Origin of the sequence: Shimia aestuarii, assembly GCF_022814865.1 — a bacterium.
Taxonomy (GTDB): Bacteria; Pseudomonadota; Alphaproteobacteria; order Rhodobacterales; family Rhodobacteraceae; genus Shimia; species Shimia aestuarii_A.
Window position 1 is genome coordinate 18,768 of record NZ_JAKVRD010000025.1, and the last position, 20,099, is coordinate 38,866.

Here is a 20,099-nt window from a genome sequence, read left to right on the forward strand (position 1 = left end):
CGGCGTGCTCCGTGTGCAGCTTCTAAATGTACTTCCGATAGTCACTGCTGACCTTTTGCCCCGAGGGAACGTATTTCAACACGTCACCAACCTTACGGGCTGCTCGGATCGGAATCGGCAAGCGTTGGTTCATCTGGGTCGAGTTCCAGTTCACCTTCGTGAGGCTGAAAACTTCCTTCGCAATCTGTTCGATCGTGCTCTCGCTTTGCGGGTGCGGACAGAGCAACAGGGGGTTCGGGACATAGAGGCCAGGATAGGTCCCATAGTAGGGAATGCTGCCGTTGGTATAGAGCAGCCCATTGCCGTCCAGTTCAACGAAGGTGCCGCGGAGGACAGGGAAGTCGCCGTCGCGCAGCACCTTGACTGAATAGCTCTCATGAATCCAAACGAGATCGCGCAGTTCCACACCTGCCTCGTCGAGCGCCTTGCCAACACCCTCGGCCTCGTCCTCGCGAAAGCGCGACGTCTTCATGACGATCACGCGTGCCGGCATCGTTCTATGGACCGACTTGTAGGCGGCCAAGGCGCTCTCGGTAAGCTTGTGAGCCTCATCGATAGTGAGGAACGGGTGGCGACCCCGCGACTCTGACTGCGCAGGACCGCCTCTAAGAATGAACCCTCTGCCCCGCTCGTCGAACATTTGCGCAGCACTGGTCCATATCTCGTCGGTTTCGGCATCCTTGAAAAAGCTGATGCCAATGTAACAGGCGGTGAACTCGCCTTCTTCCGGCAATCTGCGCCAGGGCACCTTGCCGCTGCCCTTGTAGTAGAGCGTCGTCATGAGGTTCCATGCGAGGTCAGCTCGATCTTGGGTTTGGCGGTCAGAGTTCTCCTTGATCTTGCGAGGGATCTTGGCATCGGGGTTGATGACATCCTCCCAGACAATCTGAATTGAGAATCTGAGGTCCATCGCTCTGGCCTTGAGCAAGCCACGGAAGTTCGGAGAGGTTTCTCTGCCAGCTTTCGCGTCGGCCGCTTCGCCCTCTATACCTTCGTCATCGCGCGCCCGCTCGTTTCTCCAGACCCGTTCGATCAACTTGACAGGGAGAGAAACCATGACCACGTCCGGCCGTTCATGATGCGCCTCCAACTTTTCCAGTTGCGCCATAACTGCGTCGACGGCTATCTCCACAGCACGCGCATCGCTCGGTTCCTTGGCAATCTTCTCGATCTGACCTTTCGTCAGCACTCCATCTTCGGCAGCCACCATTTCAAACCGGCACCGATAGGGGTTCTGGTTTCTCAACCCAGGGAAGTCCGGGTGCAGGTTCGGGTGCTTTTCGGTCTTACCCTCGAACCCATCTTCGATCGCATTCAGAAACTCGCCTGATTTTTCGACGGTCAGAGCGCTGCCAACAACGCCGACTTTGATCGTGTCCCCCAGGTTCGTTTGCAACGGGCCCGCCTGTAGCAACCCCAATCGTGGATCAGGATGATGGTGTTGGTCACCAAATTCCAGTTCAGGCTCCGGGAAGATCTTTGTCTTGAAGTCGCTCATAGGTCAAAGCTGCCTTGTTCATTCGAGCCGGACGGCTTCTTCGACTTCTGCGCCTTCGCGCCCCACACGTCCTCGGGCACACTCTTTGGCAGTTCGATGGAAGGCGGGTCACCAAACTTGATGATACGATCCGTCTTGGTGTCGGGTGCCAGCAGTTCGCCGGCATCTTCAAATTCCATACCTGACAGCAATCGATGCCACATGATCACCTGGCCTCGAACGGTGTTGTTTGTGTCGAGGCGCTTCTTCCCGGACAACAAGGCATCCGGATAGTTGAGCGCGCGCTCTCCATCCGAAGTGAAATAGTAGGATGGGTTGATGATCAGGTACCATTGGTCCGCCAAGCGCTCGAACCGGGGATGGAATGAATGGTGCCGCACATAGTCGATGGGCCCCTCCCCCTTCGACTTCTGATAGACGCTGACAACGTCTGCCTGTGTCTTCTGCTTCGCACCAAGATAGCGAAACTTGCGCGCGACGCCTCCAGGTGTTGGCAAGAAGTAGAACTGCTTTTTCTTTCGGTCCCATCCAAGCAAATCCCGAAAGTCATGGCCCAGAGTATGTCGCAACAGACCCGCAAATTTGTATTGCTGATCCACTGCGTCGTGTTGTGCCAGAAAGTCGGTTTCGATCCGTTCGACCTGATCCCGTTCGACCAGGTCGCGAACGGGTGTGGTTAGTGGGTCGCAGAATGTCCAAAGCGAGGTTTCATCGACCATCCAATCGTACCGCTGGCCGTCCCGGACCTTATTCATCCGGGCGAGCGCCTTCTGGGTAGAGAGCTGTGTCTGTGCGACGAAGATTTCCTCAGGAAGCTGCAATGGCACCATGTTGATGATCGCTTCCTCCCCTCCCCCAAGTGGCGGGACGTAGTAACCGTGTCCTTGCTTGGCGACGGTCAGGGCAGCGAGGTGATTCTTCGCACGTCCGTCCAAGACGTCGCGCTCCTTGTCGAACTGCAATGTGCGTTCGGCCTCGCCAACGAGGTTTTCGAGCGATTTCCAGAAGAACGTGTCATCTGATTGCCTGTAGAGAACAAGGATCACGGGTAGGTTGGAGCCGCGCCAGTAGTCGAAATCTGAAGCGCGGACACGATAGGTGAAACCGGCGTCCGTCTCGCCGACATAGCTGCCACGCTCAGTAGCCTTGACCTGAACGGCAATCATCTTCGCTGTCGGCTGATCATCGTCCATCACCTCAGCGATGCCGTCTATCCCCGCTTCCAGCCGTGAACGCCCATCGAATTGGAACCCAATTCGCAAGAATTGAAGATTAGCCGCCTTCTCCCCGATTTCGCCAATGCGCTGACTGGCAGTAATCTTCTTGTTCACGCCAATAACCCGTACCTTCCATATGAAAGAGATAGCACTTCAATCAGCGTTTCGTAAGGCCTCGGATACTACATGTAGGCCATGATGGATTGAATGATCGCAGATGAACTGGGTAGGCGACCCTTGGACTGACCGGTCAATAGGTCTATCAAGCTTTCCCGACCAGATTTCAAAACGACTGACGTTGTCCTCACGATGGAATTCGTTGCTGCCGACGATGATGCCCAGAGGTAGATTCCGCGAGAGCAAAGTCGGGATGAATTCTATGCCGAGGATTCCAGTTCGTCAGCCGACGCCCACTTGAAGCAGCTACCCCACAACCCCCGCATCCTCCAACTGCTCCCGATCGGGAAGATCGTGCAGACTCTCCAACCCAAAAGCGACCAGGAACTGCTCGGTGGTGACGAAGGTATAGGGGGCCCCTCGCCTGGGCGACTTTGGCCCGGTCCCGATCAGGTTGCGCGAATGCAGCCGCCCTATCAGGTCGCGGCTGATCTCCTTGCCGAAGATGTCCTTGAGCCCGTCGCGGGTGATCGGTTGATGGTAGGCGATGGCGGCCAGGACCGCGACGTCGAACTCGCTCAGATCCAGAAACTGGTTCCCGACATCTGCCGCTGCGCGGATCGCGGGCGCGTAGGCGGCCCGCGTCCGGAACATCCAGCCGCCAGTGACCCGAGCGATCTCGAAGGCCCGCCCTTCCAGATCGGCGGCAAGGTCCTCGACCAGCAATTCGACCGAAGCCGCCTGCCCCACCACGCGGGCAAGGTCTTCGCGCGGCACTGGCGAGGCACTGGCGAAGAGCACGGCCTCGATCCGGCGCATCCATTCCCGCCAGCGCAGCTCGGGCGGCAGATCGGACAACTCGCGGTCAAGCTCAAGTTCGGGGCGATCCTTGGCCATCACTATACCCCGTAAAGCCGGAAGGTGTCCCGCCCGGTCAGCTCGCGCACAGCGCCGAGGTCGACCAACCGATCGCAGAGCCGCCGCGCGGCGCGATCCGGCAAGGGCAGCGCCGAAGGGGCAACCGCATCGCTGGTCAGGAACAACTCGACCGCCTGCCCTGCCCCCTTGGCCCGGAGTTTCGGCGCGACGGATTTCAGATGCGTCGTTCGGCGCTCGAGGTCAGCGGCAAGGCGCACGGCCTCGACTGCCGATGAGACGAGCGCCCGATGACAGGCGAGACGCAGGTCTTCGCCATGCTTGCGCAGGTCGGCGCGTTTCAGGGCTGGGGCCAGAAGCGGCACGAGATGATCCCAGCCGAGTGCCTGAGCGAGGGCCGCATCCGCGAGGATCAGTCCTACTACATCTGCGCGCGGCACCTCGTGCAGTACCGCCTCCAACACCTTCGCGGCCCAGGTTACCGGCGCCCCTTTCCCCACATCAAGCCACGCGGCAATTTGGCGGAGGTCGAAGCTGGGCAAGGCTCGACCCAGAGCCTTGATCGATACCGGCCGTTCCACAGCGCGTCGCCAGGCGAGGCTAGTTTCGCCCGCCGGTCCGGGCAGATCGCCGGGTCGCAGCAGGTGCACCGCGTCGCGCAGCTCCCCTGCCCGCTCCGGCCGCCCAGAGAACGCGATACAAGCCTCGGCCGCGCGCAGCGCGAGCCGGTCCCGAAACAAGGCTTGGGGCACCTCCGCGCGTCCCAACATAAGATGCAGGTGGTTCAGCGCCGAACCCGACAAAAACGCAACATCTTCAAGGGTTTCAGCGCGTGCAGAGGTGACCCAGGCGGGCATCCGGGGTAACGTGTCGAGGTCGACGATGTGATCCGGCCGGGCAAATGTCATGCCTGCAGCCTATATCAGCGCGGCGCTTTCTACCAGAAAATAGCACATAAACCGCCCCACCTTGTCGCTCGCAGTCATGTCCAATAAGTTTGCATTATCGGACCTCAAAAGATATGCTCAGCGACATGTCAAAAATGAATGAGAAATCGATCTCAGACGCACCAATCGGGTCTTCCATCAACGAAGACGACGCGAGAGACCCGACATCCAGCGAGGCTCTGACCCTGCCCTCCCATGTGGCCGGCTCAGGTACGCTGGATCGACTGGCCGAGAACGCACGTGATTACGCCAAGGCCTCGACCGCCGAAAACACCAACAAGGCCTACGCCGCCGACTGGAAGCACTTTGCGCGTTGGTGCAGATTGAAAGGCGCGGAGCCCCTACCCCCGTCTCCAGAGATGATTGGTCTCTATCTGACGGACCTGGCCGCGCCGACCAATGGGTCCCCTGCCCTCTCGGTGAGCACCTTAGATCGCCGCCTTTCTGGGCTTGCCTGGAACTACGCGCAACGTGGGTTCGCGCTGGACCGCAAGGATCGCCACATCGCCACCGTCCTGGCCGGCATCAAGCGCAAACATGCGCGGCCACCGGTACAGAAAGAAGCGATCCTGCCGGAAGACATCCTCGCAATGGTGGCCACCCTGCCCTACGACCTGCGCGGCCTGCGTGACCGAGCCATCCTGCTCTTGGGATATGCTGGCGGGTTGCGCCGTTCTGAAATCATCAGCCTCGATGTCGGTAAAGACGATACGCATGATTCAGGCGGTTGGATCGAGATCCTCGGTGACGGTGCTGTGCTGACTCTGAATGCCAAAGCCGGTTGGCGCGAGGTGGAGATTGGCCGCGGTTCTTCGAACCAAACCTGCCCCGTTCATGCGCTGGAACAATGGCTGCATTTCGCGAAGATCGACTTCGGACCGGTCTTCGTCCGCACATCCCGCGACGGAAAGAAGGCCTTGGAAAAACGCCTCAACGACAAGCATGTCGCCCGCCTCATCAAATCCACCGTCCTGAAATCCGGCATTCGCGCCGAGCTGCCGGAAAAAGACCGCTTAGCGCTGTTTTCAGGCCATTCCTTGCGCGCCGGTCTCACCAGCAGCGCGGAAGTCGACGAACGCTATGTCCAGAAGCAGCTCGGACACGCATCGGCCGAGATGACCCGCCGGTATCAACGCCGTCGCGACAGATTCCGGGTGAACCTGACCAAGGCCGCGGGGCTTTGATCCGCTGCCCCATTACGCCGCCTGCCCGCTGAGCCTACCGTAGAAGCTACGCTCGAGGTGCAACTCCCCTGCCCCGGCCTTCTGGACAATACCACGGAGATAGCCGCCCGGAGACGCGACTTCGCCGGCGCAATGCTTATCGAAGGTCAGAACCAGCGCGGCGGTTGCAATTTGAGGCCCAAGACGAACCTGCGCGAGGTTCCAGGCATGCTCCGAGACGCCAATCATTGGCCTCAACTGGCCAGCAACCCGGTGCAGATCGCCCCAATCTTTGAGATACCCGCCCATATTGCGCGCCCAGGACGCGAATTCGGGACAAGCCTGCATCACAGTCGGCAAATCAAGCGCTGCTCCACGTTTTTTGCGGGTCTCAGCAACCCACTCTTCCAACTCCCTATCAACCTGCTCTTCCGGTGGCGCATTTGGCACCACGCCCGCCGCTTGCTCAGTTTCTGAGCGATTACAGGTTACAGGATTTAGTTGGGTTGTAATTAGTATATGGGGGTCAGAAATGACCTCCCTGGGGTTCATTTTTTGAGTCTTTTCGAAGACTTGTGCCTTGGTTGCAGGCGTGTTTTCCACAGGTTGGACAGCCTCAGTTGCCTTAAGGTAAGCTGCCTCGACACGCTCCTGAAGCTCTTTGAACCAGGTCAAGAGCCGGACAAGCTGTTCGGAAGCTTCGTGGCGGCGCGGAAGCCGGTCCAAAAGCTCTTCGAAGAGCCCCGTGAACTGCGCCCAGGGCCCGCGCAGCGCGTTGCTGACGGCAGCCTCGATCCGCGCCCTGATCATCCGTCGTGCCACCGTGATCTGGCGCTTCAGGCGCTGACAGAGCTCACGTTCGGCCTGTAAATCGGCATGCAACTCCTCGAACTCCTCGACACGGGCCGACAGCGGCGACAGATCGAAGCCGTAGGCCTCGATAATGCGCCCATCGGCGTCCCTGCGCCCCCACCGCTTGCCGTTCGGGCTGTCCTGGAAGGAGATCACGCCGATCTCGGCCAGCCGTCGCGCATGGCGTTTGAGAGCCGAGAGCGAGAAGCCCGTCTGCTCCATCAGATAGGCGTTTGATGCCCAGACGATCGGGCGCTGCCCCTCCTCCCAGTCCTGGGCCTGAGTAAAGGCCCCGAGCGTGTCGAGGAGCATCATGTCTCCGGCCTTGAGGCCAATGTATGCACCGACCCGCTTTACGGCCACGAAGGCCCGCGTCTTGGGTACAGCTAACTGTTCACCGGCTTGGGCAAGCTGCTCTGCAATGCCAAGACCCGGTGTCGGCTTGCGCCAACCTGTATGTTTCATGCCTGTTTCTCACCTCCAGTTATGTGGAGGCAAAAGAAAGCCGTTCGCCGAAGTGGCGTTCTTGTTGACAGTGATTCGCGGGAGAGATATCTTCTAAGCGACCAAACTTTTCAGATTAGCTCTCAGGCCACGCTGCTTGGGGGCTTTTCTTTTGCCTAGATCATTGTTCTGACTGCTCCTCTTTCGTCGCGAGGAATTCACTGTACAGCTGATCAAGCCGGCCCGAGAGAAAATCCCCGAACTCGGTCGAGTCTTGCGCCGTGAGTGAAATGCTGAATGCCTTTCCGGATCGGCCGATGACGCCTTTGATGCGGCCTTTGCCGGCGGTCCAAGTACGTTTCTTGGGCGCGGCACGCGCTTTTCGGCTTTTCGGCGCCCTGCCCGCTTCTGCTAGCTTGCTGTGCAGGAACTCGAAGCGTGCATCGCTGTCGAGACCCTGAAAACCGTCGAACTCCAAAGCTCCTTTGAGGATCTTCTCATTCTTGGGCTCCGAGGCCAACTTCTTGAAATCCTCCCAACGATCGCGCCCGATCTGCTTGGCTGGGCCAATCTGTTCGATGACGTGCCGCGGGACGTTCTGCGCCACTGACAGCATGCGCGAAAGCAAAGTACCGTCAATGGTCAGGGCGGACTGGATCACGTCCTTTGCTTGCCCCATATCCAAAAGGCTCTTCGCAAATAGGGCCTTCTCAATAAATGAGAGATCTGCGCGCGCAGTGTTCTCCTGCCCTTGAGCAAGAATGTGGGCCACGTCGTCCATCGGCTTTACAACTGCGCGAACCTTACGGCCGAGCGCCGATGCAACTCGCACACGGCGATGCCCGAAGACGATCATGTAACGACCATCTGCTTCTGGATGCGGTCGAAGTAAAACCGGTGTGTCCTGGCGACCGGCCGCGATCGATGCTTTCAGTTCGTTGAAAGCAACATCGTCATCACTAAGCCGATCCGAAACGAATGACACATCGATCAATTGCGGATCAATCTCGACTATTGTTTCGCCTTCAAGGAGACGCTTCGAGTTCTCCGCAAGGCTATCAATCGAAACCTTCATCGACTTCGAAGCTCCGCGCATTGCGTATCCGGAGCGCCCGGAATCCTTGGGCTGCTCCGGCGAACCAGCCATGACGCTCTTCAGGAGGTCTTTGCGAGCCATCAAGTCATCTCCACTTCGTTAGAATCCAACCGGCGCGCAGTCTGCATTTCGACAGTTGCACGGCTGTCAAAACTGGCGCTCTGCACGGCTGTCAAAACCACAGTCATTCTCGCCCCCAAGCCTTGTGGATCAATTCGGCGATTTCGTCGTTGACGTCGTTCAGGGAGGTCACTGCACGGTCATAAGTGGTTCGAACGAACTGAGAGCGCTCAACTTCGTAAAGCGTCTGTTTGGTGATCCCAGCGTCGGAGATCGCCGTCGATTTCAGTACAGGAGCCGAAAGCATCTGGTTTGGAAACATCGCCTGGAGGAACCCGACCATCTGCTTTTGAGGACCATCTGTTGGCTCAAACCGCGTTACGAGGTAGCGGAACCACTTCAGGCGCATGTTTGCTCCGGCGTCACGGATCGTCTTCATGATCCCGCCCAGCATCAAAAGAAACTGGCTCATCGACATGACGTCCAGCATCTGAGGATGGACCGTCACAATTACCGAGGAAGAAGCCGTCAGAGCAGTGAGCGTGAGGTAGCCCAGCTGAGGAGGGCAATCGATTACGACCACGTCATAGCGGTCATCAACTTCACTGAGCGCCTTGGATATCCGAGTGAAGAAGGTGCGGCCCTCATGGGGATCGCTGCTCGTCAAAGCAACCGGCGTATCGTATTCGTACTCCTGAAGTTCGAGGCTTGCCGGAACGATGTCTAGGTTTGGGAAGTTTGTCGGCCGGATTACTTCAGAGATGGGCTTGCGCTCATCGTCATACCGGAGCGTCTCATAAAGCGAGGGCACGTTGTCGAGCTCAGGCTGGATACCGTGCAAAGCTGTTAGTGAGGCTTGAGGATCCAAGTCGATCGCAAGAACACGATGGCCCTTCAGCGCTAAATGCTGAGCGAGATGAGCTGCGGTAGTGGTCTTTCCGCTGCCCCCTTTGAAGTTTACGACAGAAACAACGTGCAGTTCTTCGCCAGGCTGTCGATAGGGGACATAACGGCGCCTTCCGGGACGGCCATGCTTGTCCAGATAGGCTCTCAATTCCAGCATTTGCTCAGCCGAGTAGCTGCGCCTGCCGGAAGACGACGTTTCGGGCTCGGGGCCTTTGCCCTCGAGGTGAAGCTTCTTGATCGTCGATTGGGTCACGCCGAGATAGTAGGCAACCTCTGCCAGAGAGAACTGACGTAGACCTTTCTGGGCGTCTGGAGGATACTGTTCCTGTCGCAACATGTTGAGACGGTCAGAAATCAGCTCTCCCTGCTGAAGGATGATCTCGTCGAAGGGTTGATCCTTCGTATCAGCCTCAAAAGACCGTTGTCGCATCTGACTGCCCTCTAAATATCGCTTTTTCAGCGATTTCGCTCATTAAAGTGTCATCTACACGGAAAAATGAGTCTTAACAATGATTTTCGCCCGGCGGCTCGACCCCACCCAATCTGCCAGCGGGCCTAGATGCCTCGACAAACTGTAGTGATCACGGATGGCTCCTACCCAATATCTTGGGATGACCTGTCGTAAGCTCTGACTTCCAGCCAATTAGCGCGTCACATGACCACGACCGCAACCTTATGTTATTATTTATTTTTCCTCCATTGCACGGCTGTCAAAATGCAAGAGGTACTAAGCCTTAAAGTGCGTGGGGGACGACGGAAAAGTCTTCTCCGAAACGGATTGCGTCATCATCTCCCTTATGCCCGATCAGCTTTCAGTTGCTTCCACCAAGCACACCAACCAGTGCGCGCCAACATGCAGGCAATGCATGTCAATGCGAAGGGACGCGGGGGGAAATCGGCTGGGTTGCCCCGGCCGATTCTTTGCGTCACGCGGCGTCTTTGGGGCCCCAGGGGATGACGGCCTGCAGGGACAGATCGTCCTGGTTCGCGGCCTTGCCGAGGTTGGCGTTGAAGCCGTGGTCGCGGATGGTCAGCGTGTAGTAGTCGGCGCCGGTCTCCTTGCTCTGCTTTTTCCAGATACCGCCGCACTCGACCAGCTTGCCGCGCGGGGAACGGCCGAGGACGCGGTGCGTGGGGGCCATCGGGTTCGCGCTCGCGACGGGTTCGACCGTGATGTCGAGGTCGAAGGTCAGGGTCGAGATGGAGCCGACGCCCTTGGCGGTTTCGATGTCGGCGCTGGTGAATTTGATGCAGTTCGTGGTCATTGCTCTTCTCCTTGTTTGCGTTGCAATGATGGTCACTTTGCAGCTGGCCAAGGCCCGGCCACACCGAAGGCGAAGCGTGAGCTGGAGAGGGGCAGGCGCCGGTCTTTTTGCTGCGCGAGGAAAGACCCGCAGGGTCAGGGGAAAAAGATCGGCGACAACCTTTGTGGACGGGACGACAGCTGCGACCAGCATGTCATGCAACTCAGACATTGGGAGAAGTGCGGTGGCCGCGAAGGAAGGTGGGTGAACTGCCGACAACTAAGAACGCCGAAACGATCCTTTCACAGTCACACCTGATCTTTCGATACATACCACGACCCGTCGCAACGCAACACCGGCCCGTCTTGAGGTCCTCGGTCGAGTTACCAATGGCCTAGAGCAGAAAGTGATCTCACAGGCTGGAGAAGTTGAAATGCCCAGGCGAGGACGCGCACATCTTTTCCCGACAGCTTCAATCCCGGCCGCGTTGCGAACTTCGAAGATGTCCCGTATGGCAGCGCAAAACTGAGCAAACGACGTGTGCGACTCGGAAGATCAGGCAAACGCCCGAGCCCGCTCCAATCCCGACACGTGTCGGGATGAGTGAAGAGGATAAGCAGTTGGACGGCGCAACACAGAATGTGGTCACCGAGGATGGCCTGCGCGATCTGCTCTCAGATGGCTACCTCATCGAGGTGATCTGCAACCAGACTGCCGAGAAGCGCCATAACAGTTGGTATGGCGCGTGGATCGTGCACGCGGTGACGAAGGACGGCCAGGACGCGAAGATGCTTGTCACGAGCCGCAGCGTCTTCAAATTGCGCGAGTTCAAGACGATCGTCGGATTGGTCAGTTTCCTGGCCGAAATGGGGCGCCTTTCGGCGAACATCCCGCTGATCCCGGGACGACGTGAGCGTCACGAGGCTTTTGGAAGTCCCGCGACAGCGACAAACTAGAAATACTCATCCACACACTCAGCAGTCTGACAGACCAAATCCTGCAATACTGCGCACCTCCGCGAACTCAAAGTGCGAACCGCACTGGGCGCTCTGACTGATGTCATTGTAGAACCGGGGCCTAAGCCCCGATCCTCTTGATGCGGATCCCGAGCTTGCGGGCCTTGTCGACGATGTTCTCTGTGATACCCGAACCTGGGGTGGCGATCAGCCCTTGGGGCATGGTCTCCAGCATCTTGTCATTGCGCTTGAAGGGGGCGGCCTTCCCGTGGCTCTTCCAGTCGGGCCTGAAGACCACCTGGGTGACACCTCGGGTATCTGCCCAGCGGGCCGCGATCATCTCGGCGCCTTTGGGCGTGCCACCGTGCAAGAGCACCATGTCGGGGTATTTCGCAAGGGTGGCATCGAGGACGGACCAGATCAGGTCGTAGGCCTGATAGTCGCCGCCCGAAAAAGCGATCCGTGTGCCTTCGGGGCAGTGCACCTCGGTCTCCTTGCGGCGCTTGGCCGAGAGATAGGCCCGACTGTCCACCACGGCGGAGATCAGACCCCGATGCGAGACCTTGGATCCGGTGCGGGGCAGCCAGGGCGAACCGGTGGCGGCCGAGAAATGGTCCACGGCCAGATCGCGCATCTGCTCGAAAGCGTCGCGATGGTCCCAGAGCTTCAGCCCGATCATCTGGAGGCGTTCCAGCTCGACCGAGGCGACCTCAGAGCCGTCCTGGATCGCGAGGCTTTCCCGGACCTCGAATTCGTTGTCGTCGAGAAGCTTCTGGATATGGGTCAGCCGGCGATGGAAGATCGAGGTGAGGGACCAGAGCATCTCTTCAATATTGTCCTCCAACTGGCTGCCGGTGAGGAGGCCGATGGTGGTCTCAAAGAGGGTCGCCATGGCGAGTTCGACCTCGTCGGGTTGGGGCAGGGGGCGATGATCGGTCTCGCCGGGTCCCGGTGTTGCGCCGTGAAGTGCGAGGTGGTCGAGGATGGCGGAGGTCACGCCGGTCTCCTCTTGGATGTCTGTCTGATGGGGCATTGTCTGGTTCCTCTGTTTGATCTGACCCGATTTGGATGGGGCGATGTCAGGACCGGCGGCGACCGGGCCGCATCCGTCAGGATCGGAGCGAAGCGGAGAATGTGACCCGGACCGGAAAATTGGTCCCGCGAGGAATGCCCTGAAAGGGGAGGGGAATTTTCCGGGTAGCGGGCGCATTGCTGCCCGGGCGAGGGGCACTCAGCCCCGACCCGCTGGTCCATCGCTCCCCTTGTCCAAACGGGATCAGATCGAACCGGCGGAACCTTTGCCCTGTCGGACATCAATGGGTAGGCAGGCGGTCATCCGCCCCCAATCTCCAGACCTTGCGCTTTCATGGCCTCTAAAAGGGACCGGCGCAGCGCATCCTTGCCAAGTGCCCGCAGATCGTCGTTGAAATCGCCCATTGCCGGCACGAGATCACCACAGGCAATTCCTCGCGATTCCAGTTGGTTACGCAATCTCTTTGATGCATTGCGTCCTGCTTCATCATTGTCCCGCGCGATCCAGATACGCTTGATCCCCGGCGGCGGGATGAAGAGGCCGAGATGGGTGGCGGTGAGACAAGACGCGAGGTCGAACTCAAGCAGAGCCGTGCCAACCGAAAGGGTGTTCTCGAGACCTTCGCCGACGATGAGATCAGTGCGCCCGGTGCCAGACCAGAAGCGGATGGCATGGCCATGAAGCTGCCCAAGGATCCGCTTCGGGTTCTCGATCGCGGCCAGACCGCCGGTGGAGGGGTCGAGATAGGTGCGCGCGCAGCCAGTGATCTGGCCCCGATTGTCCGTGATCTTCGCCAGCAGGGCAGGGGCTCTGTGCGGCGGATCAGGCCCGTCCTCGCCGTGGCGCAGGAAGACCTGCGGGTGATAGCGGAGCGCTGGACCGAAGCGCGAGATCCCGCGCCCCTGCAAATAGGTGGCCGCCAGAGTGCCGAGGACCGGCTTGCCTGCGGCAAAGAGCTTCCGCGCCCGCGCGATGCGTTTGCTGGAGGCTGCATCCGGGCGCTCAGCCTTTCGGGTTTCACGAGGTACGGCAGCGCAGGGGGCCTCGCCGAGAAAGGACTGCGCCTCCCTCAGCGTTTCCTTGAGCGTGACCGAACCAAGCCGTTCCTGCAGCAGGTCTATCAGATCGCCATATTGCCCCGTCGCAAAGTCGGCCCAGGATCCGGCCTTGCGCCCACCTTGAGCTTGCAGCCGGATGGCGAGGCTTTGACCTTTGGCCCCCGAGGTATCGCCAACCTGCCAATAGTTGCCCTGCTTGCGCCCCTCGGGGAAATACTGGCGGCAGAAGCTCTCGGCCCGATCTGCCAGATCGGCCGAGAGGTCTGCGATGCTGCGCCGCGCGTTCATGCGGCGGCATTCGCAGCGTTTGCGCCAACCGGATGCTCGCCGAGCACGCGCGCCAGCACGTCAATGCCGTCCACCGGGATGAACACCCGCGTCTTCCACTGGATCACCTCGGTGAAGCAGCCCAAAGCCTTCAAACCGGGCAGGGCCGCACCGGACGCGCCGATCAGCTCACATCTCGGCTGCCCCATCACGAGCGACCGGCGCAACTGGTAACCGCCGAGCAAGCTGAGGGTCGTCTTTGCGTCCATCACCGCGCCGAACACCTCCTGCGGTGCCATCTCGATCTGACAATCGAGACCGAGGCGCGCGTAGACATTGAGAAGCTGATCCTGGCTGACCAGACGGCCGATGGCGCGTTCCCCATCCTCGGTCTGCAGGCGATAGATGCGCATGTTGTCAGCGGGCAGCCGATCCCAGATCGGCAGGAGCAGCCCGCAGATCAGCGTGATCTTCGAGGTGGTGAACTCCGGCACGGCGGCGACTTCGGTCTGCCAGAGATGTTCGAACATCGAGTCATCAATCTCCTCCCAATGCGAGGTCGAAAATTCGCTGGCCGCGAGGATCTCGGTTCCCATGGGCCGCAGCAGTTTCACCCGCAGGATCGGCACACCGTCTTCGTCCATGAAGGCGGGCGCCTTCACCATCAGCGCCGCGCGTTTGGAGGTCGTGTTCCAGCAGAGCGTCGCGCCCTCTGTGTTTGCGCAGATCGATTTGACCCGGGGCAGGGCGAGAGGATCGTTGCGGTCTGTGCGCTCCACGGTCAGCGCAGTGGCCGTCGCCCCCGTCGCCTCATGCTCGAAGATGACCTTGCGATCGACGATCTCGAACTTCTCCGCGCGCAGGGTCTCGAGGCCGACATCCAGCGTGCCCGCCTGCCGCGCGTCTTCGATGATCGCCGAGAGGAACCCGCCGAAGGCCTCGAAAATTGCGTCTTGCACGTCAATCCTCAGAGCAAGGCAGCGGTTCAGGAACTGCTGGATCGGCGGCAGGGTTTCCTTCATCGTGCCGTCCGCGTCATCGAGCGTCAGCCCGGTCATCTCCTGGAATTTGGCGTAGGAGCAGGCGTCAATCTTGCCCGCGCGCAGCTTGTAGAAGAACTGGCGCCGCGCCGCGCGTGCGTAAGGGCTTTCGAGGTTGTCCTCGGCGCGAAACATGTTCTGACCGCCGGTCTCGCGTTGCCCCTTGGTGATCGCCCCGAGCGTGTCGAGGCGGCGCGCGATGGTGGAGAGGAACCGCTTCTCGCCTTTCACATTGGTGGCCACCGGCCGGAACAGCGGCGGCTGCACCTGATTGGTGCGATTGGTGCGCCCGAGCCCCTGGATGGCATTGTCGGCCTTCCAACCGGGCTCGAGCAGGTAATGCACCCGGAGGCGCTGGTTCTTTGCCCCAAGGTCGGCGTGATAGCTGCGCCCGGTGCCACCTGCATCTGAGAAGATCAGGATGCGTTTGGCGTCATCCATAAAGGCCTGAGTCTCGCCGAGGTTGGAGGAGGCGGGGCGGTTCTCGACCTTGAGCCGCCCTTCGCGCGTTTTCACGATGCGCCGCTTGCGCCCCGTGACCTCGGCCACCGCATCGCCGCCAAAATGCCAGAGGATCTGGTCGAGCGCGCCCTGCACCGGGGCGAGGGCACCCAAGTGCTCGATCAGATCGTCCCGCCGCCGCTCCGCTTCGCGGCAGATGATGGGATTGCCGTCAGCATCGAGGGCGGGGCGCGACCGCAGATCGCCGTTCTCGTCGGTGTAGGGCTCGAAAAGCTGCGTCGGGAAGCTGTGCATCAGGTAGTCCATGATGTTTTCACGCGGTGTAAAATCGACCTGCAGATCGTCCCAGTCCGAGGCCGGAATCTCCTCGAGACGGCGTTCCATCACCGCTTCGCTGGTCGAGACGACCTGAATCACTGCAGAATGCCCCGCCGCCAGATCCGCCTCGATCGCGCGGATAAGCGAGGGGCATTTCATGGCGGTGATGAGATGGTTGAAGAAGCGCTGTTTGTTGCTCTCGAAGGCCGAACGCGCGGCGGATTTTGCCTGGGCGTTCAGCGTGCCGGTCTCGGAGGAGATGCCAGACGCCTGAAGCGCGGCCTCAAGATTGGTGTGGATGATCTGGTAGGCATCGGCATAGCTGTCGTAGATCGCGATCTGAGGGGGCGTCAGGTCGTGCACCAGCATCTCGTATTCGACCCCGGCGTAGGAGAGCGAGCGTGCCAGATATAGCCCGAGCGCCTTCAGGTCGCGCGAGATCATCTCCATGGCGGCAATACCCCCGGCCTCCATCGCGGCGACAAACTCTGCACGTGTCACGAAGGGGAAATCGCCAGTGCCCCAGAGCCCGAGGCGGGAGGCATAGGCGAGATTGCCGACGACCGTGGCCCCGGTGGCCGAGACATAGAGGACGCGTGCATCAGGCACAGCGTTTTGCAGTGCGAGGCCAGCGAGGCCCTGCTGTGAGGCCTTCTTGTCGCCGCGGTCGGACTTTTCGCCAGCAGCATTGGCCATGGCGTGGCTTTCATCAAAAGCGATGACCCCGTCGAACCCTGCGCCGAGCCAGGACGTCACCTGGTCGAGACGGGAGGCTTTGCCTTCCCGCTCGGCGGAGCGCAGCGTGGCGTAGGTGACGAAGAGGATGCCTTCGGGCAGGCGGATGTCGCTCCCTTGGCGGAATTTCGAGAGCGGCACGATATCGCTTTCACGCCCCCCGAGGGCCATCCAGTCGCGCCGCGCATCTTCGATGAGCTTGTCGCTCTTCGAGACCCAAACGGCCCGGCGGCGCCCTTTGAGCCAGTTGTCGAGAATGATGCCCGCCACCTGCCGCCCCTTGCCGCAGCCGGTGCCATCGCCCAGGAACCAGCCCTTGCGCAGACGGAAGGCACCTTCGTCACCCTCCGCCGCGGCCATAAGCTGACCCTCGATCTCCCCGCGCTTGAACCAGCCTTTCAGGTGCGCCTCGTGTGCATTGCCCGCGTAGATCACGCTTTCGAGCTGCGGAGCGGAGAGGAGGCCGTCAGCGACAAGGGACTTCGGCAAGACTGGGCGATAGGTCGGCACGGGCGGCGGGACAGACGCCATGGCTGCGGATTGGACAAGTGCTGTCGGGTGCTCCGCTGCGCCGCCGATCCGCATCGCCTGAAGATTATAGGTCTCGTAAACCGTGTCCTGCAGCGCGACGCCCGGTACGCTCCAGGCTTTCGGCAGGTAGTCGAGCGGGGCCGTCACGACATCATCAAAGGGATGCCGGGCGCGCTCCTCGGCGCGGGCGCGGGTTTCCTTGCGGGCGGCGTTACGCAGAGCGTACAGGTTGGTGCGGGACTGGCGGTTCGGCACAGACAATGCCGCGCTGGTAGGGCAGGGCGGGGGGTTGCGGCGCGCGGGACAATGGGTGAGCACTGCGGAGAGAAGATCGCCCGTGGTTGCGCAGATGGGATGATAGACGGCCTCGATTTCGACAGGTGCGGTCTCGCGTTCGCCCGCCGCGCGCTTGTCGATTACCGTCAGCCGCGTGTCGATCGTGGTCCCATGCCGCGCGAAGACCTTGCCGTCGATCGCGGCGGAAAACACCACGTCTGCGCTCTGGCCTATGCGTTGAAACGTCGGCTGGAAACTCTTGGTGGAGGGCCGAAAGCTCTCGCCCGTGATGATGACAAGCCGCCCACCCGGAGCAAGACGTGCCAGCGCGGACAGAACATGCTGACTGGTCGCCTGCCGAAACCGACCTTCGACATGGTTCGCAGCCGAAAACGGCGGGTTCATCACGATGACCGAGGGCGTGATTGCGCGGTCGAGACGGTCGTCGATCGAGGCGGCATCGTGATCCGAGACAACAGCATCCGGAAACAATTGTTCCAGCAAGGCACGGCGCGTTTCCGCAAGCTCATTGAGAACAAGCCGCGCGCCTGCAGTCCGGGCGAAGATCGCCAGCATGCCGGTGCCAGCGGATGGCTCGAGCACCAGGTCGCCCTCGCGAAACCCCGCCGCCTGCGCGACAATCGCCGCAAGGGGCAGGGGGGTCGAAAATTGTTGCAGGCGGACGCTATCTTCAGAACGCCGTGTGTGCGAGGGCGCCAGACTGGCCAGCCGCTCGATCATGGTGAGGAAGGCCTGCGGCGAGGCCGCCTGGCGCTGCATCAGCGCGCCATAGCGCGCGAGCATCAGGATTTGCGCAACCTCGACGGCCTCGTAGGCGTCCTTCCAAACCCAGGCGCCGCTCGTGTCGCTGGCACCGAAGGCCTCCTCCATCACGGCGCGAACAGCGGCGGCGTCAATGGGTTTGCCAGCCTCGAACAAAGGGACGAGGGCATTTGCAGCCTGCATCAGGTTTTGAGCAACGCCTGCAGCCTCGGGCAGGGCAGGGGCCTCTGAAAGACATGCAAGCGGGACGGAATGGGGGTGAGCGTTCATCGGCAATCTCCGGAGTTGAGGGTTGGCCCCAGGCCCCGCGCGCACTCTCGCACCCGGGAGGGGTCACCCCTCCCGCCCTGTCTCTCGCTCTTTCATGGCAAAGCCCTGGTGCGAATTTGCCCTGCGTCAGGACGGCCGCAGATGGCGAGGCACGTCCATCGATTGATGCAGGATCCGGATCACAAATATCCTGTCCGGGTCCACCTCATAGAACACGAGGTGCCGGCCCGTGATCAGTTTACGCGCACCCTGCAGGAGATCGGAGCAGTCCGACCCCATTTGAGGATTGGCGATCAGCCCCTTCAGGGCACGCTCGATGTCGTCGAGATAGCGGTCCGCCTGCGCCGCGCCCCACTGTCGGTCTGTCTCGACCCAGATATCGACGAGATCGGATTTAGCCGCTTCAGAGAGATGGATGTCACGCATCAGAAGCGCCGGAGCGGCTCCGCGCCTCGCGCTTGATCGCATCCATATCGAGCGGACCAGCGTCGCCGGATTGCTTGCCCTCCATCAACGCAACGCGAAGCCGCGCCCGCTGACCTTCCTGTTCTTCCATCAGGCGCAAGGAGGCGCGGATCAACTCGCTGGTTGACCCGTAGCGCCCTTCCTTCAACATCAGGGCAATGAATTCGTCCCAATGGGGGCCCAGTGTGACGCTTGTGCTTGCCATGTTCACCTCCGAAATACGCATGAATAACATATATGAGTACTTCACGCATTTCAACTCGGAGGTGGGCTTGCGCCCAGTTCTTCGGCGGCGACGGCTCTGGATCTCGCCTGTAAAACGAGATGGTCTACAAACGCTCGTGCCTCGGACAGGCAGTCCAGCTCATAGTCGCCGAAGAAGCCCCAGCAGGCGTCGAGCTCCTCGCCGTCACGCTCGATGACATAGCCATAGACCCGCCCGCCAAGATAGGCGTCGTAGCTGACGATTTCAGCGCGCAGGATGTCGGCTGCCTTTTCCCGCAGTGCCTTGGTGACGCGCTTCACATCGAACTCCTTCCGAACCGCCTCAAGCAACACATAGACGTAACCGGCCTGGCCGGAATCCCACGGGCAGTGGAACCCGATGGTGTTCATCGCGAGGCCGGAATGGTCATAGAGAAACACCGGCAGAAGGATCGCCTTGCGCTCGGCGCGCTCGCGCAACTGGTCCATTGAGAGATCACACTGATCCGAGACACCCGCGAGATCGCGCAGAAACGACTCGGGGCTTGCGAAATGGTGGCTTTCGCCCAGCCGGTATCTCCGATGCCAGCAGATCAGCGTGCCGAGGTTCGACCACTCCCGTGGGCTTTCGGGATCGGGGTCATGGAAAATCTTGATGGTGTGGCCGTGATAGGCCTCCTCATAGACAGGGTCGTGCATGTCGATGTCCTTTCTTGGAACGAAATCGACTCGCCAGGCCGATTGGGCGCAGGCGAGTCGATCTGGTTGTGATGAGTTGGTTGGTGAGGTTGCCGCCCGTCGGATCAGGCGGCGGCGCGGTTCTGGCGGTGCTGAACGTGTTCGACCGAGACCTTCAGCAGCCATTCCTCGAAGCCGAGAATGGTCTGGTGATTTGCCACCGCGTGGCTCCAGACCGCGCGCGGATCGCTGCCGATCTGCGTCGGGTCGTTGTCGATCCGGCCGTTGGCCATCCACGGTTCCGGTTGGATGCGTCCAAGCCAGTCGGCCAGCGACGGGATGCGCCCTTGGCAGTCTTCGCGCACATGTTGTTCGCCGATCCAGCGGATCGGCACGACCCGGCCCGCGCTGTTGGTCAGGCTTCGCCCAAACAAACGCTCAGCTTCGAAGATCCCGAGCGTGTGGTGCCGATGTGCTCGGTGGGTGAAAAGTGCGAGGTGTTCCTTAGATGAGTCGAACCAATCGTGCACATATTGGTAATCATCTGGAACACCTCCGAACTTTCGGGCCGAGCTTTCGGCGTGGTGGAGGGGATGTGCCATA

General features: G+C 60.5%; 17 protein-coding genes. 2 read left to right on the top strand and 15 right to left on the bottom strand.

Features of this window, described 5'->3' with window-relative positions; translation table 11 throughout:
* Positions 1–22: 22 nt before the first annotated feature.
* The 4 genes from MK745_RS17705 to MK745_RS17720 form a co-directional block, all read right to left on the bottom strand.
* Complete coding sequence (locus tag MK745_RS17705) at positions 23–1,498, bottom strand: argonaute/piwi family protein (protein WP_008335638.1); 1,476 nt, start codon at positions 1,496–1,498, stop codon at positions 23–25.
* Positions 1,495–2,829 (bottom strand): DUF4365 domain-containing protein, encoded by a 1,335-nt coding sequence (locus MK745_RS17710; protein ID WP_008335641.1) that lies wholly within the window; start codon positions 2,827–2,829, stop codon positions 1,495–1,497. Before MK745_RS17710 ends, MK745_RS17705 begins: the two co-directional genes overlap by 4 nt.
* Positions 2,830–3,138: 309 nt before the next feature.
* Positions 3,139–3,729, bottom strand: coding sequence for an SMC-Scp complex subunit ScpB (gene scpB, locus MK745_RS17715; protein ID WP_027246250.1), 591 nt, complete (start codon positions 3,727–3,729; stop codon positions 3,139–3,141).
* A 2-nt stretch (positions 3,730–3,731) separates the two neighbouring features.
* Complete coding sequence (locus MK745_RS17720) at positions 3,732–4,616, bottom strand: DUF1403 family protein (RefSeq protein ID WP_008335645.1); 885 nt, start codon at positions 4,614–4,616, stop codon at positions 3,732–3,734.
* Between the two features lie 125 nt (positions 4,617–4,741).
* Here MK745_RS17720 and MK745_RS17725 point away from each other — a divergent pair, with 125 nt between their 5' ends.
* A complete protein-coding gene (locus tag MK745_RS17725) occupies positions 4,742–5,839 on the top strand; it encodes a tyrosine-type recombinase/integrase (RefSeq protein WP_243614553.1) in 1,098 nt (365 codons plus the stop codon).
* 12 nt (positions 5,840–5,851) lie between these two features.
* On the opposite strand, the gene repC is transcribed toward MK745_RS17725, so the two are convergent.
* From repC to MK745_RS17745, 4 genes are all read right to left on the bottom strand, one after another.
* A complete protein-coding gene (repC, locus tag MK745_RS17730; protein ID WP_093455151.1) occupies positions 5,852–7,135 on the bottom strand; it encodes a plasmid replication protein RepC in 1,284 nt (427 codons plus the stop codon).
* A 160-nt stretch (positions 7,136–7,295) separates the two neighbouring features.
* A complete protein-coding gene (gene repB, locus MK745_RS17735; protein ID WP_093455150.1) occupies positions 7,296–8,291 on the bottom strand; it encodes a plasmid partitioning protein RepB in 996 nt (331 codons plus the stop codon).
* A 103-nt stretch (positions 8,292–8,394) separates the two neighbouring features.
* On the bottom strand, positions 8,395–9,606 hold the full coding sequence (gene repA, locus MK745_RS17740) for a plasmid partitioning protein RepA (protein ID WP_093455149.1): 1,212 nt from the start codon (positions 9,604–9,606) through the stop codon (positions 8,395–8,397).
* A 496-nt stretch (positions 9,607–10,102) separates the two neighbouring features.
* Positions 10,103–10,441, bottom strand: coding sequence for a DUF736 domain-containing protein (locus MK745_RS17745; RefSeq protein ID WP_103911892.1), 339 nt, complete (start codon positions 10,439–10,441; stop codon positions 10,103–10,105).
* A 599-nt stretch (positions 10,442–11,040) separates the two neighbouring features.
* On the opposite strand from MK745_RS17745, the gene MK745_RS17750 reads away from it, so the two are divergent.
* On the top strand, positions 11,041–11,376 hold the full coding sequence (locus MK745_RS17750) for a hypothetical protein (RefSeq protein WP_234994833.1): 336 nt from the start codon (positions 11,041–11,043) through the stop codon (positions 11,374–11,376).
* Positions 11,377–11,497: 121 nt separating this feature from the next.
* Here the strand turns inward: MK745_RS17750 and MK745_RS17755 are convergent, their stop codons facing one another.
* From MK745_RS17755 to MK745_RS17785, 7 genes are all read right to left on the bottom strand, one after another.
* The gene (locus MK745_RS17755; RefSeq protein ID WP_093455093.1) at positions 11,498–12,409 is read right to left on the bottom strand and encodes a DUF2493 domain-containing protein; all 912 of its coding nucleotides are present in this window, start codon (positions 12,407–12,409) and stop codon (positions 11,498–11,500) included.
* A gap of 299 nt (positions 12,410–12,708) precedes the next feature.
* Positions 12,709–13,755: a DUF7146 domain-containing protein gene (locus MK745_RS17760; protein WP_093455094.1), complete on the bottom strand. Its 1,047-nt coding sequence runs from the start codon at positions 13,753–13,755 to the stop codon at positions 12,709–12,711.
* Positions 13,752–18,149, bottom strand: a complete 4,398-nt coding sequence (locus tag MK745_RS17765; protein ID WP_093455095.1) for a strawberry notch-like NTP hydrolase domain-containing protein — start codon at positions 18,147–18,149, stop codon at positions 13,752–13,754. The genes MK745_RS17760 and MK745_RS17765 overlap by 4 nt, the downstream gene beginning before the upstream one ends.
* A 126-nt stretch (positions 18,150–18,275) precedes the next feature.
* On the bottom strand, positions 18,276–18,575 hold the full coding sequence (locus MK745_RS17770; RefSeq protein WP_103911893.1) for a type II toxin-antitoxin system RelE/ParE family toxin: 300 nt from the start codon (positions 18,573–18,575) through the stop codon (positions 18,276–18,278).
* Complete coding sequence (locus MK745_RS17775) at positions 18,568–18,819, bottom strand: type II toxin-antitoxin system ParD family antitoxin (protein ID WP_036784147.1); 252 nt, start codon at positions 18,817–18,819, stop codon at positions 18,568–18,570. Before MK745_RS17775 ends, MK745_RS17770 begins: the two co-directional genes overlap by 8 nt.
* A gap of 50 nt (positions 18,820–18,869) precedes the next feature.
* Complete coding sequence (locus tag MK745_RS17780) at positions 18,870–19,517, bottom strand: hypothetical protein (protein WP_093455097.1); 648 nt, start codon at positions 19,515–19,517, stop codon at positions 18,870–18,872.
* A 104-nt stretch (positions 19,518–19,621) separates the two neighbouring features.
* The gene (locus tag MK745_RS17785; protein WP_093455098.1) at positions 19,622–20,098 is read right to left on the bottom strand and encodes a DUF6915 family protein; all 477 of its coding nucleotides are present in this window, start codon (positions 20,096–20,098) and stop codon (positions 19,622–19,624) included.
* Position 20,099 lies beyond the last annotated feature (1 nt).

Coding starts and splice junctions, on each gene's coding strand:
- MK745_RS17705 (WP_008335638.1), bottom strand. CDS start 1,498: ATGAGCGACTTCAAGACAAAGATCTTCCCGGAGCCTGAACTGGAATTT.
- scpB (WP_027246250.1), bottom strand. CDS start 3,729: ATGGCCAAGGATCGCCCCGAACTTGAGCTTGACCGCGAGTTGTCCGAT.
- MK745_RS17720 (WP_008335645.1), bottom strand. CDS start 4,616: ATGACATTTGCCCGGCCGGATCACATCGTCGACCTCGACACGTTACCC.
- MK745_RS17725 (WP_243614553.1), top strand. CDS start 4,742: ATGTCAAAAATGAATGAGAAATCGATCTCAGACGCACCAATCGGGTCT.
- repC (WP_093455151.1), bottom strand. CDS start 7,135: ATGAAACATACAGGTTGGCGCAAGCCGACACCGGGTCTTGGCATTGCA.
- repB (WP_093455150.1), bottom strand. CDS start 8,291: ATGGCTCGCAAAGACCTCCTGAAGAGCGTCATGGCTGGTTCGCCGGAG.
- repA (WP_093455149.1), bottom strand. CDS start 9,606: ATGCGACAACGGTCTTTTGAGGCTGATACGAAGGATCAACCCTTCGAC.
- MK745_RS17745 (WP_103911892.1), bottom strand. CDS start 10,441: ATGACCACGAACTGCATCAAATTCACCAGCGCCGACATCGAAACCGCC.
- MK745_RS17755 (WP_093455093.1), bottom strand. CDS start 12,409: ATGCCCCATCAGACAGACATCCAAGAGGAGACCGGCGTGACCTCCGCC.
- MK745_RS17760 (WP_093455094.1), bottom strand. CDS start 13,755: ATGAACGCGCGGCGCAGCATCGCAGACCTCTCGGCCGATCTGGCAGAT.
- MK745_RS17765 (WP_093455095.1), bottom strand. CDS start 18,149: ATGAACGCTCACCCCCATTCCGTCCCGCTTGCATGTCTTTCAGAGGCC.
- MK745_RS17770 (WP_103911893.1), bottom strand. CDS start 18,575: ATGCGTGACATCCATCTCTCTGAAGCGGCTAAATCCGATCTCGTCGAT.
- MK745_RS17775 (WP_036784147.1), bottom strand. CDS start 18,819: ATGGCAAGCACAAGCGTCACACTGGGCCCCCATTGGGACGAATTCATT.
- MK745_RS17780 (WP_093455097.1), bottom strand. CDS start 19,517: ATGCACGACCCTGTCTATGAGGAGGCCTATCACGGCCACACCATCAAG.
- MK745_RS17785 (WP_093455098.1), bottom strand. CDS start 20,098: ATGGCACATCCCCTCCACCACGCCGAAAGCTCGGCCCGAAAGTTCGGA.